Below are 13,679 nucleotides of genomic sequence, written 5' to 3' on the forward strand. Positions count from 1 at the left end.
GCGGTGGTAACGCTACTTTATTTTATTCGCACTGAGTTGTTTTGCATAGTTGCTCAAGCTCGTATATAGCTTTGCTATTACCTTGAGCAATGGCTTTTTTATACCAATAAATCGCCTGCTGAATGTTCTTTTTTGTACCTTGTCCATCACGATACATCTGAGCAAGATTTAGTTGACCCCATTGTGAGCCTGAGTTTGCTGCTAGGTTAAAGCTTTCAAGCGCTTCGTTATATTGCTTATCTTTATAGTAAATAATCCCTTGCTGATTATTCTCATCGAGCTTTAAGCCTTTATAAAGAGGTTTAGGTTTAGGTGGAAACATCACAAACCCGCCATAAAGTGAATATGCTTGTGGGCGTAGCACGTCAAATATAATGTCATCTTCGTATAAACGTTTTATTTCATTACGAGGCAGAGTAATAGTTTGAGAAGAAAAGTAATCTCTTTGTACTAATAAACTTGCACGCATCGCTGTGGTAATGGCACTAGTGCGCTTATAGCTGTAATTACTCACCTGAAACGTTATAAATTGCTCATCAAAGCTGAGTACTTGCGCAACTTTTAAATTAGTGAGTGTCCATGGTTCGTGAGTGAACTTATCGGCTTTAACTAAATAGGTATCATAAGCTTTTGGGGAGGTTAAATAGCTTTGTTTTAGTGCTTCAGTGTTGAGGTGCTTTTGATAAAAAAATAACGCCCCCCATAGTAATAAAATTAATCCAATACAGTATTTTGGTAGGCTAAGCTTTTCAAACAGAGGTAACGTTTTAATATTGATAGCCTCACTATGTCCGCATTTATAGCACTCGCGTTTATAGCTTAACTTGATCGGAAATATAGGAAAAATGGTAAAGCGTAAAAAGCGGCTTTGATTAACTAAGTGATAGCTGTTGTTGTTGCAGTCGGGGCAGCACTGAACGTGTGTAAAATGAGGGAATGACTGACTAGTATTGAAAAGCAACATAATAAGGCTCCTTGTTAATTTACAACTTTAGAGCAAGTGATAAATTAGTAAAGCAGCAAACTGTAAGTAATTATGTCATATAGGATTAGTTTATATAGCCCATACTTTTTAATATGGGCTTTGTAGAGAATCAGCTTAGAAGCTAAATTGTGCAGCTAAACGTACGCTAGTGCCTTCACCTACGGTAACGTTATTTAAACCGCCACCGGCTAGGTAGTTTTTATCGAATAAGTTCTCAATATTTAAACGTAAGTTAATATCGTTGTTATTTAAGTTAAGCTTGTAGGTTGCGCCAATATCAACACGAGTATAACCCTCTTTTGTTACGGTGTTAGCGTTATCAGCAAAACGCTCTCCTTCGTAGAACGCACCTGCATTAAAAGCAACAGCGTCATTGAGTTCATAACGTGTCCATAAAGAGGCAGACCATTTTGGAGCATCAGTAGGGCGTTTGCCCTCTAATTTTTCATCACGCTCATAGTTAGCATCTAAATACATGGTTGATGCCATAACAAATAAACGGTCAGTTGCAGCGCCCTGAGCTGCAAGCTCAAAACCTTTATGGCGTTGCTCACCTGCCTGTGTGGTGATGCTGGTTATATCACCGATAGGGTTAATAAGATCTTCGCTCACTAAGGTACCTGTTTTGCTAATATCAAATAAGGCACCGCTAAGCATTAATCGGTCATCAAACAGTTGCCATTTCACCCCAATTTCCTTTTGCTCAGAGGTAATAGCATCGAGCTTCATACCGTTATTAACATCTTTATCATTTACTAATGTTTCGTTTTGCGGCTCAAATCCTTCTGAGTAACTTGCATAAACAGTTGCAGAGGCATTTGGATGGTAAAGTACACCAACTTTAGGTACGAACGATTCGTTATTGCTGTTTTCTTTACTTTGTTTATCGTAACGACCACCCAGTGATAGTTGCCATTCTGGTGAGAATGAAATTAAATCTTGGATATAAACCCCGTAGTAGTCGTAAGCAGATGAGCTAATAGTGTCATCTGATTTGTAACTTATATTTGGGCGATTAGGCTCATTTTGATCGGCAGAAAAATTAATCGTATCAGCAGATGTGCGTAATTGGCCGTAGTAATAATCCAGTGAGTTAACGCCTACAAGTAATTGATGATGTAAACCCACCGTTTCAAATTCGCCAATGAAGTCAATAAAAGCAGTTTTAAACTGCCAATCATCGAAGCGATCGTAAGGACGTGACTGGTAACTATCACCTTCGATAAAGTCACTTGGCTTACGTGGTGCTGACTCAAAGCGCTGGCGTTCAAACGTTTGCTCATTGTAGCCTAAATTTACTTGCCAGTTATCGGTTAAAAATACTTTGAAATCAATACCCATGTTTTCAACAGTAATGTCGGTAAAGGCCCATGACATATCACGAATTGTTTTGTCATCGCCAATAATGTTGGCATCATTATCTATCCAAGCGCCAGTATCTAAGCCTGCTTCGTCATCAGTGCGATCATAATGAACACGTACTAGGGCATTATCGCTAATATCGTAATCAACCACTAAGGCACCTAAGAAGCGATCGCGTTCGCGGTTATCACCATTTTGGTATTCTCGCCAGTATTCAACATCTTGTTTTACTAATACACCACGGGCACGTAAATCTTCAGCCTCGGTGAGTGCGCCGCCAGCATCAAGCATAAAGCGAGTTGAACCATGTTGGTCAACATCGGCACTGGCACTAAATAGCGTTTGTGCAGTTGGCTTTTTAGTTACCATGTTAACTAGGCCACCGGGGCCTGATTGCCCATACAAAATACTTGAAGGGCCTTTAATAACTTCTACTTGCTCTAAAATTTCAATGGGTTGTTGGTAATGAGACCAATGCTGGTGGCCATCACGCAGGTAGCCGGTTGATGAGCTTAATTGAAAACCACGTAAGTTAAATACTTCTCTGTTTCGTTGTTTAGATCCTGCAGTTAAACTAGCATCATTGGTCAATACTTCACCAAGAGTTGTTGCTAGTTGCTCATTAACGATTGTGTCAGTGATTACGGTAACTGACTGTGCGGTATCGAGTAATGAGGTTGAGGTTCTCATTGCCCCACTGGCATTATCTACTTTGTAGTCGTTGAAGTAGCTACCTTTAACTTCAATGCGTTCTATATTTGCGGTGTTGGCAAATGCATTTGCAGAGGTGCTGGCTAAAAGTGCAATAAAAAGAGGGTTAAGTTTCATTAGTGGCTTCCGGCTTAGAATTATTAGAGTAGTAAAACGCCGCAGATCTTAATGAAAACAACTATCATTTGCAATATCTTTATTGCAACTTTTAATCGTACGTTGCTAATGGTTGCTAATTGTTAATTCTGCTATTATTAGCCGCATATTAATTGAGACTTTTCTCAAGTTATTTTTTGCTATGGAATTTACTGTGACTGCAACTGCTTTTTCATCGTTGGCCTTACCTTCAGGGTTAGTTGATAATTTATCAACGCTTGGCTACACCCAAATGACGCCTGTACAGGCGCAAAGCCTACCGCCTGTTTTAAGTGGCAAAGATATTATTGCCCAAGCCAAAACAGGCTCAGGTAAAACAGCGGCATTTAGTTTAGGCGTTTTAGCCAAGCTAAATGTAAAACGCTTTCGTATTCAGTCGCTAGTATTATGCCCAACTCGTGAGCTTGCAGAGCAAGTGGCGGTTGAGATGCGTAAACTAGCGCGTGGTATTCATAACATTAAGATTTTAACTTTGTGTGGTGGGGTTTCAATTGGGCCGCAAATTGGTTCACTCGAACATGGTGCACATATTATTGTGGGTACACCGGGGCGAGTTGACGATCATATTCGCAAAGGTACATTGCGTTTAGATGATGTTGAAACCCTGGTACTTGATGAAGCCGACCAAATGCTTGATATGGGTTTTCAAGACACTCTCGATGCCATAATTGATCGCATTCCAACCAATCGTCAAACGTTGTTATTTAGTGCTACTTTTCCAAAATCAATCGAAGCTATTGCTAAGCGTGTACTTAGTAATCCAGAAATGATTAAAGTAGAAGAGCAGCAAGAAAAAAGCACGATTAAGCAATACTTCTACAAAATGGATAATAATAAACAGCGTTATCCAACGCTTAAGCTGTTACTTCTTAAATTTACCCCGCAAAGCTGTGTGGTGTTTTGTAATACCAAGGTTGAAACGCAGCAAGTATGTGATGATTTAGCCGATGAAGGTTTTAGTGCGGTGGCACTGCATGGTGATTTAGAGCAGCGTGACCGTGAGCGTACACTGATTCATTTTGCGAATAAGAGTGCGTCTATTTTAGTGGCTACCGATGTAGCTGCACGAGGCTTAGATATTGATGACATGGACATGGTGATTAACTATCACTTAGCTCACGATCCACAAACTCATGTACATCGTGTTGGCCGTACAGGACGAGCAGGTAAAAAAGGGATTGCGTGTTCTATTTATGGTGAGGCAGAGCAATTTAAAGTGGCTCAAATTGGCGACCATTACGAGCGTGACTTTACTCCTGAGCCAATGCCATCTTATAACCTACTAGATAAGCCGCCATACAAACCTGAAATGGTGACGCTGATGATAGATGCAGGCAAAAAGCAAAAAGTGCGCGCGGGTGATATTTTAGGCGCATTAACCGGAAAAGACGGTGTTGCTGGGCGCCAAGTTGGTAAAATCAACGTACTTGATAACGTGGCATTTGTTGCGGTAGAGCGTAACTCATCTAAACCAGCGTTACGCAAATTAACCGAAGGTAATATTAAAGGACGTAAAATTCGTGCTCGTCGGCTAACGCGTTAACTCTCGATCTAATCTGAGCAACTCGCCTTGAGTTGCTCATATTCTATTTTTAGTTGTTTAAACACCTCATTGTCACCCCCTTGTTTATCTGGATGATGCTGCACTGCAAGTTGTCGCCAACGCTTTTGTAATTCTTTTAGTGTGACTGGCGATGTTAATTGCCAACGCACCAGCAGTTGTTGTTGCTGCTCATTACTCAGTGGAATTTCGCGATAAGTAGGCCTACTAAATTGCTGCCAAAAGCTATCTAATAACGCCTTGACTTCATCCGTAGATGTTTCAAAATTTTGCCAGTTTAAATAATAGTCGCGTAGTGGATCGTTAGGATGTAGTTGGTTATAACTGGAACTGTTTACTAGTTCAATATGTAAGCTTTTAACGACTAATTGTTGTTTTGGCATTAATTGCTGTTGTAGCTGATAAAGCGCATTCATAATTAAAAAATTGCGCTTAAATAGGTCGCGCTCAGGCTCGGCAGCTAAAGTATCAAGAAACCCACGTTGTTTTAACTCAGATGCTAAAGTATGAACCATCCACACTTTTTTATTGATTAATAGTTCAAAAATCTCATCTATCAGAGGGTTAAGCATTGTTTACAATCTATTAATTAGTGTATCTTGGATAAATTATCATATACCCAAATAACATTAAACCCCAAGGAGTGGGCGTGAGTGCCTGTTTTGAATTGGTCTAAATTAGATGTTTATACTTGGTTTGGGTGTCGTTTTGTTATGGCTAGCAAGGATTTAAGGATATTTTTATGCTGACTCAGTTAAAGCGCATCTGCTTTATTGGCCTTTTGGCTGTTTTAAGTAGTGCATCAAATGACGCTTTATCAAATGAGCAGCCAAGTTTGTTTGAGCAGTTTAATCTTGAACAAGCATGGCCTGAAAAGCATCGCCTTGCAACCGATATCTTATCGAACCCTGATGTTCCAAATTTACAACGCATTACTATTTATAGCGATTTAGCTGAGCTGGCGTTTGCGCAAAGTGATTTAGCCAATGCACTAAAATATTTTAAATTGCTAGAGACCAATAGTACGTTAAAAGATCAGCCTAAACTTTTCTTTCGTGCGATTAAAATGCAAGGAGTTGTGCTTTATTATCAAGGGTTAGTGCAACAAGCGGTCGTTGATTATAGCCGCGCGTTAAACATCGCAATTGCGCTTAAAAGTCCGATAAAACAGGCTAATTTACTTAGTAATATCGGGCTTGCTTATTTTGATATGTATAACATGGAGCTAGCTCTTGATTATTATCAGCAAGCCAAAGTAATTTATGAAAAAGAGGGGAGCGCACAAGATAAGGCCGATATATTACATAATATTGCCGGTATTTATATTCGTCTCTCTCGATATGAGTCAGCTCTTGAGATGTACCGTGAGGTTTTAAAAGTTTTTCAAGAACTTGGCGATGAAGACGGTGTTGCCCAAGCATACGGTAATATGGGGGTGGCGTACACAGAATCGAGACAGTACCAATTAGCACTGCATTATAATCAGTTGGCCTTACGTTACTATCAAAGCGTTAATAATGCGTTTCAACTTTCTACCAAGCATACAAACTTAGCCACCATCAACCTTAAACTAAATAAATTTGATGTTGCCTTTTATCACGCTAATGCGGGCCAACAATTTGCAATAGAGGCAGATAATAAGTCTTTATTAGCGGCAGCTTTACATGTGTTGTCAATTGTTCAATTTGTACAAGGTGATACGCAAAGTGCCAAACAAACCTCAGAGCACTCAATTACCCTTGCCAAAGAGTACAATAATGGCATGCGTATTAAAGATGGCTTAGGAATTGAAGCACTAATAAATGCGAGCTTAGGGGATTATGAAAAAGCGCTAAATTTACACCAACAGTACGTTGATTATCAGCGTAGTGTGAATACCGAAGAAGCTTCAAAAGCGGTCAGTCAATTTCAAATCCAGTTTGAATCGAATCAGCTAAACCAAGAAATTAAACAATTAAAACAACAACAATACTTACAAGAATTGCAAATAGCTAAGCGTTCACAGTTAACGTTTTTGTTGGTGATTGTTGCCATATTAATTTTAATTACGGTAATTGCTGTTTATAAGCGCCGAACAGAAAAGCAAGCTAAGTTAAAGTTAAGCGAACAAGTTGAACAGCGTACTAAAGAGCTACAAAGTGTGGCGCAAGAGCTACGTGAAGCAAACGAGGTGAAAAGCCAGTTTTTAGCGAATATAAGCCATGAAATAAGAACACCGTTAACTGCTATTTTGGCACAAACTGATGATCTTATTAATGGTCTATACAAGCCGGAACAATTACAAGATGAGCTTAGAGTAATACAACGTCAAAGTGAGCATTTAAAAAGCTTGATTAATGATGTGTTGGACTTAAGTAAGATAGAGGCAAACCGGTTAGAACTTAATATTAGTTGTTTTGATGTGGTGAAGCTTATCAACGATATTCACGCTATGTTTTCTCCTCAAACTAAAGCGAAAGGTTTATCGTTAGTTTTAGACTGCCAGTTAGAAAAATCCTATTTTACGCGATTAGATTTAACGCGAGTAAAACAAATTCTTATTAATTTATGTGCTAATGCTATTAAGTTTACTCATAAAGGGCAAGTAACTATTGGTGTTAATAAAACCGAGCAAGGGTTACTCTTTTCGATTAAAGACACTGGGATTGGCATGAGCTCATCTCAACTTAAACTTATTTTTGAGTGTTTTAGCCAAGCAGATAACAGTATTAGCCGACGTTTTGGTGGCACAGGACTAGGTTTGAGCTTGTCGCAGCAATTAGCGGCGATGATGGGTGGCTACATAAGTGTTCAGAGTGAGTTTAAAAAAGGCAGTGAGTTTTCATTTTATTTGCCTTGTATACAAGTTGAAGAGCAAGTTTGCCATGACGATCAGCAAGCTAAGTCAGATGAGCGACACAGATTATTATCGGGTAAGGTGGTGCTTGCTGAAGATCACAGTGATAACCGCAAACTGATCAGTCGTTATTTACATTCTCTTGGGCTAGAAGTGATTGCCGTTGAAAACGGTGAGCAAGCAGTAGAACAAAGTTTAAAGCTATACCCAGATTTAGTACTATTAGATATTCAAATGCCTGTTATGGATGGTATTTCTGCGTTTGAACTACTCAAGCAATGTGGTTATGAGCAGCCTATTTTAGCATTAACGGCCAATGCCATGAGCCACGAGATTGACCACTATTTATCACTTGGCTTTAGTGACTATTTAGCAAAGCCAATCGATAAAGAGTCTTTTTATACTGTGCTAGCAAAATACTTAAATGCTGCAAATACAGAGGTATCAACTGAGCAGGTTCATGTTGATATGAGTGATTTAGTAACGAGCTTTCAACAAAGTCTAGCCGAAGAAAGTGAGCTTATTGAGCTACACTTTAAAGATGCTGATTATCAGGCACTACAAAAAGATAGCCATCGAGTGTTAGGGGCGGCACAAATGTTCGAGTTTAAAGACATAGCCTTAGCGGCAAAAGCGCTAGACGATGAATTACTTCAGCCACAAATAAATACACAAAGGCTAACAACGTTAGTCAATAACTTACAGGCACTGTTTAAAAAATACGAATAAATTAATTTAACCTGAACTCCGGATAATAAATCCATCTCAAGCAGCTATTTTCAGCGCTAACTGCGTTGAATTTATTTGCAATAGGCGAGCTATTGACGCGTAATTTCGCCTTGTTTTCACTAAAAATCTCTAGCTAGAGAAAAATAAGCACAAATATTTTTTTGATTCAATATGTTAGTAAATCTCTTAACCAGAGTTCAGGTTAATCTACTCTAAAAACAAAAAAGACACCATTTGGTGTCTTTTTTATTTAAAAACGTTGATTTAACTAGGTTTAGCTTACTTACGTTTCATCGAATCAAAAAACTCATCGTTGGTTTTACTCATCGATAGCTTATCAATTAAAAATTCCATGGCGTCAATTTCTGACATGTCATGTACTATTTTACGTAAAATCCACAGCTTTTGTAGTTCATCTGGCTTAGTGAGTAATTCTTCACGGCGTGTACCAGAGCGATTAAAGTCGATAGCTGGGAATACACGTTTTTCCGCAATTTTACGGTTAAGGTGTAGTTCCATGTTACCTGTACCTTTGAACTCTTCGTAGATAACTTCATCCATTTTAGAGCCGGTATCAATAAGCGCCGTCGCAATAATTGTTAAGCTACCGCCTTCTTCAACGTTACGTGCAGCCCCAAAGAAACGCTTAGGCTTATGTAGCGCATTAGCATCTACACCACCGGTTAGTACTTTACCTGATGATGGAATAACCGTGTTATATGCACGTGCTAAACGGGTGATTGAATCAAGTAAAATAACAACGTCTTTTTTATGCTCAACTAAGCGCTTTGCTTTTTCGATAACCATTTCCGCAACTTGTACGTGGCGAGAAGCTGGCTCATCGAATGTTGATGCAATAACTTCGCCTTTTACTAGGCGTTGCATCTCAGTAACTTCTTCCGGGCGTTCATCAATAAGTAAAACCATTAATGTAACGTCAGGGTGATTATGTGTGATTGATTGCGCAATATTTTGTAGCAACATTGTTTTACCCGCTTTTGGCGGTGCTACTAATAAACCACGTTGGCCGCGGCCAATTGGTGATGCTAAATCAAGAACTCGTGCGGTAATATCTTCTTTACTGCCGTTACCGCGTTCCATACGAAAACGTTCGTTTGCATGAAGTGGGGTTAGGTTTTCAAAAAGGATTTTAGTGCGAGAGTTTTCAGGTTTATCAAAGTTAACTTCATTTACTTTAAGCAAAGCAAAGTAACGCTCACCGTCTTTTGGTGGACGAATAAGACCTGAAATAGAGTCGCCAGTACGCATACTAAAGCGGCGAATTTGACTCGGAGATACATAAATATCATCTGGGCCTGCTAAGTAAGAAGCTTCTGATGATCTTAAAAAGCCAAAACCATCTTGCAAAATTTCTAAAACACCACCACCGAAGATATTCTCTCCGCCTTTGGCGTGTGATTTAAGAATTGCAAAAATGATATCTTGCTTTCTCAAACGGGCTACGTTTTCGAGCCCCATGGACTCAGCTTGGTTTACAAGCTCTTTTATAGACTTGTCTTTTAATTCGCGTAAATGCATATTGGTGGGTTCTTTATTACAGTTGTCATACTCAAAATCGCTTTATTAGATCGTTGAGTGAGGTTCGTTGAATATAACTAAGGATTAGTTGGCTTTATAAACTAGCAGGTCATTACAGCAGCGTCCAGTACTTCTGCAAAATAAATTATAAAAAAAGGGCTGAGAGCCCTTTTTTTAATTAACACTTATTAGATGTTATTTTCTAAAAACTCAACTAATTGTGTTTTTGATAGTGCGCCTACTTTAGTTGCAGCTACTTGACCATCTTTGAAAAGTAGTAGTGTAGGGATACCACGAATACCAAACTTTGGTGGTGTGCCTGCATTTTGGTCAATGTTTAATTTAGTGATAGTTACACGGCCATCAAACTCATCAGCAACTTCGCTTAGAATTGGGGCGATCATCTTACACGGTCCGCACCATTCTGCCCAAAAGTCTACTAGTACAGGTTTGTCTGATTGTAATACGTCAGCTTCAAAGCTATCGTCGGTAATTTGGATTATTTTCTCGCTCATTGCGCTCTCCGGTTTAGTTAGGCGAAATATTTAGTGCGTATTTAAACACTCTTGTTTCTTATTGCAAGTTTAAACGTTATGCTTAAACGCTATGACTAAGACACATTTGACCGATAAAAAGTTTTCAGACTTTGCTATTGCACCGGAAGTGGTTGCCGGGTTAACCGAAAGTGGGTTTGAATATTGCACACCCATTCAAGCTAAATGCCTACCTTTTATTTGTGAAGGGCGCGATATTGCGGGCCAAGCACAAACAGGTACTGGCAAAACGTTGGCATTTTTAACTGCCACGTGCCACCGGTTATTACAATCTAGCAAAGCACCTAGTAAACATCCAAGAGCCCTGATCATGGCCCCAACTCGGGAGCTTGCGATTCAGATACACAAAGATGCAAAAATTTTAGCGCCGCACTGTAATCTTAACTTAGGTTTAGTATATGGTGGCGAAGATTACGAAAAACAACGTGCACAACTAGAAAAAGGCGTTGATATTTTAATTGGCACCACAGGTCGCCTAATCGATTTATATAAGCAAGGCTGTTACACCCTTAATGAAATTGAGGTAGTCGTGCTAGATGAAGCCGATCGTATGTTCGATTTAGGTTTTATTAAAGATATTCGTTATATGTTCCGTCGTATGCCAGATACGTCAGAGCGTTTAAACTTATTATTTTCTGCTACGCTATCGTACCGTGTACAAGAGCTTGCATTTGAACACATGACCAACCCTGAGCATGTGCAAATAGAGCCCGATGTAAAAACAGGTAAACGTATTCAAGAAGAGCTATTTCATCCTTCACAAGAAGATAAAATTAAGCTGTTGTTAACCTTGATTGAAGAAGAATGGCCTGAGAAAGCCATTGTTTTTGCTAATACCAAGCATAGCTGTGAAACCGTATATGCATGGTTAAAAGCAGACGGACATCGTGTGGGCATGCTCACCGGTGATGTAAACCAAAAGAAACGCCAGTCAATACTCGCGCAATTTAGTAAAGGCGAGCTAGACTTTTTAGTGGCTACCGATGTTGCTGCACGTGGTTTGCATATTCCAGAAGTAAGTCATGTATTTAATTTTGATTTACCTGACGATTGCGAAGATTACGTTCACCGCATTGGTCGTACAGCTCGAGCAGGCGCTTCAGGTCATGCAATTAGCTTTGCGTGTGAGCAATATGCTTATAACCTTCATGAAATTGAAGAATACATTGAGCACAGCATTCCATTATCACATTACGATAAAAGTGCATTGCTAGATGATTTAACGAAGCCGACTATTCATAGAAAACGTAATTTTTCTACTGGTCCACGTAATCGTAGTAATAACAACGGACGTCGCCCAAATAATGGTTACCAAAAAGGACGGTCTTAACCGACCGTTAGTTTGATTGTATTTGTAACTAGAGGTTTTTGAACGGTGGGGCAACTTAAACCGCAAAAAAATGTATATGCAGTCATTGATTTAGGCTCAAATAGCTTTCATATGCTTATTGCCAAATCAATGGCGGGCGGCCTGCAAACAATAGGACGCGTCAAACGTAAAGTAAGACTCGCGGCTGGGCTTGATGATGATAATTTATTGAGCTTAGAGGCTATGCAACGAGGCTGGGAATGTTTGGCCTTGTTTGCAGAGCGGTTGCAAGATATTCCAGCGCAAAACATCACCATTGTTGCCACTGCAACACTTCGTTTAGCAACCAACGCCGACGACTTTAAACTACGTGCAGAAGAAATATTAGGACATAAAGTTAATGTTATTAGCGGCGAGCTAGAAGCACGAACGATTTATAAAGGGGTTGCACATACCTCTTCATGTACAGGCAAGCAGCTGGTTATTGATATTGGTGGAGCGAGTACCGAGGTTGTTATTGGCCAAGGCTTTGAAGCGCGTCACTATAAGAGCCTTAATATTGGCTGCGTGACTTTTCTCGAACGCTACTTTAAAGATTGCCAATTAAATGAAGCAAACTTTAATGCTGCTATAAAAGCAGCGCGAAATGTTGTTGATAAAATAGCACCTGAATATAAAACAGCTGGTTGGCAACTTGCCTCTGGTGCGTCAGGTACAGTGCAAGCTATTCAAGAAATTATGGTGGCACAAAATTTAAATGAAATGCTCACCCTTGAAAAGCTCTATACCATCAAACAACAATCCATAGCTTACAAAACAATAGCTGAACTCGATTTACCAGGGTTAAGTGAAGAGCGACGGTTAGTGTTTGTATCTGGGCTGGCTATTTTAATTGCACTGTTTGAGTCACTAGAAATAGAACAAATGGGGTTAGCGGGTGGTGCTCTTCGTGAAGGTGTTTTATATAGCATGCTACCGGAGCTACATAATACCGACATTCGCCAACGTACTATTGATGGTTTTATGAACCGTTATCATGTTGATCAAAAGCAAGCATCTAGAGTATCAAGTTTAGCTGCACTGTTAGCTAATGAAGTCAGTCATTATTGGCCGATTGAAGCACAAAACGGATTGCCGCTTTTGAATGCCGTCGCGCAGCTTCATGAAATAGGTTTATTAATAGAGTATAAGCAGTACCACAAACATACCGCTTATATTTTAGAAAATACCGATATGCCCGGTTTTTCACAATCAGAGCACAAAGTGATCGTTGCTATAGCTAATAGTCATCGCTGGGACCTTCAAAAGGGATGCTTAGATCATTTAGGTGCACATAGTATTGTTGCCGCGTATATGGTTCGACTATTACGTATTGCCGTTATTTTATCTATGCGCCGACAAGATGATGTGTTGCCAGACTTTAAGATAACAGCTGAGAATGAAGAGTTAGTGATTCAATTTGAAAATGACTGGTTAAAAAACCACCCATTGATGGCAAGTGAGCTAAATCAAGAGATTAAGTATCAAAAAAAATGCGGTTGGAAACTTAAAGTGAGTTAGTTAATCCGGCTTTCGCAGAGTTTTTAGTGGTTAAAATGAGCTTTTAGTTGTATTTTTGTTCGAACAGTCATTTATTTCAAGTTTTCTTCAAAAAAGGGTTGATCTGTTTTCGGATCTCCCTATAATGCGACCCCACTGAGACGGCAGAGCGCAACGCATAGCGAGGCACGAGCTACTCAGTGAGTCGAGTAAAACTTAGTTCTGAAAACTTTCAAGTTTAACAAAATTAAGTGTTGACAAAAAAATAGGAAAGCGTAATATGCGCAGCCCTAGCGAGATAAAGTTTAACGCTTTAATCGCAACGTTCTTTAACAATATAAAGCAATCATCTGTGTGGGCACTCGTACAGATTGAGTTCTAACAGCCAAGCTTAGATT

At 39.5% G+C, this 13,679-nt stretch carries 9 protein-coding genes; 4 read left to right on the plus strand and 5 right to left on the minus strand.

Annotation, left to right across the window (positions count from 1 at the left end; all coding sequences use genetic code 11):
• Positions 1 to 22: 22 nt before the first annotated feature.
• Positions 23 to 964: a tetratricopeptide repeat protein gene (locus CWB77_RS09310; RefSeq protein ID WP_138622467.1), complete on the minus strand. Its 942-nt coding sequence runs from the start codon at positions 962 to 964 to the stop codon at positions 23 to 25.
• Positions 965 to 1,099: 135 nt separating this feature from the next.
• Entirely contained in the window at positions 1,100 to 3,175 is a 2,076-nt protein-coding gene (locus CWB77_RS09315; RefSeq protein WP_138622469.1) for a TonB-dependent siderophore receptor, read from the minus strand.
• A 193-nt stretch (positions 3,176 to 3,368) separates the two neighbouring features.
• Between CWB77_RS09315 and dbpA the strand changes: the two genes are divergently transcribed.
• Positions 3,369 to 4,757 carry an ATP-dependent RNA helicase DbpA gene (gene dbpA / locus CWB77_RS09320; RefSeq protein WP_054202866.1) on the plus strand — a complete coding sequence of 463 codons (1,389 nt, stop codon included), beginning with the start codon at positions 3,369 to 3,371 and terminating at the stop codon, positions 4,755 to 4,757.
• An 8-nt stretch (positions 4,758 to 4,765) separates the two neighbouring features.
• On the opposite strand, the gene CWB77_RS09325 is transcribed toward dbpA, so the two are convergent.
• The gene (locus CWB77_RS09325; protein ID WP_054202865.1) at positions 4,766 to 5,347 is read right to left on the minus strand and encodes a DNA-J related domain-containing protein; all 582 of its coding nucleotides are present in this window, start codon (positions 5,345 to 5,347) and stop codon (positions 4,766 to 4,768) included.
• 170 nt (positions 5,348 to 5,517) lie between these two features.
• Between CWB77_RS09325 and CWB77_RS09330 the strand changes: the two genes are divergently transcribed.
• Complete coding sequence (locus CWB77_RS09330; protein ID WP_109875821.1) at positions 5,518 to 8,340, plus strand: tetratricopeptide repeat protein; 2,823 nt, start codon at positions 5,518 to 5,520, stop codon at positions 8,338 to 8,340.
• Between the two features lie 279 nt (positions 8,341 to 8,619).
• On the opposite strand, the gene rho is transcribed toward CWB77_RS09330, so the two are convergent.
• Together rho and trxA are read right to left on the minus strand one after the other, a co-directional pair.
• Complete coding sequence (gene rho, locus CWB77_RS09335; protein ID WP_010392671.1) at positions 8,620 to 9,879, minus strand: transcription termination factor Rho; 1,260 nt, start codon at positions 9,877 to 9,879, stop codon at positions 8,620 to 8,622.
• Between the two features lie 188 nt (positions 9,880 to 10,067).
• On the minus strand, positions 10,068 to 10,394 hold the full coding sequence (gene trxA / locus CWB77_RS09340; protein WP_008109071.1) for a thioredoxin TrxA: 327 nt from the start codon (positions 10,392 to 10,394) through the stop codon (positions 10,068 to 10,070).
• Positions 10,395 to 10,485: 91 nt separating this feature from the next.
• Between trxA and rhlB the strand changes: the two genes are divergently transcribed.
• Together rhlB and gppA are read left to right on the plus strand one after the other, a co-directional pair.
• Positions 10,486 to 11,763, plus strand: coding sequence for an ATP-dependent RNA helicase RhlB (gene rhlB / locus CWB77_RS09345; RefSeq protein ID WP_010392673.1), 1,278 nt, complete (start codon positions 10,486 to 10,488; stop codon positions 11,761 to 11,763).
• 45 nt (positions 11,764 to 11,808) lie between these two features.
• Positions 11,809 to 13,302 carry a guanosine-5'-triphosphate,3'-diphosphate diphosphatase gene (gene gppA, locus CWB77_RS09350; protein ID WP_138622471.1) on the plus strand — a complete coding sequence of 498 codons (1,494 nt, stop codon included), beginning with the start codon at positions 11,809 to 11,811 and terminating at the stop codon, positions 13,300 to 13,302.
• Positions 13,303 to 13,679: the final 377 nt, after the last annotated feature.

It is taken from the genome of Pseudoalteromonas sp. S1610 (assembly GCF_005887465.1).
Lineage (GTDB): Bacteria > Pseudomonadota > Gammaproteobacteria > Enterobacterales > Alteromonadaceae > Pseudoalteromonas > Pseudoalteromonas undina.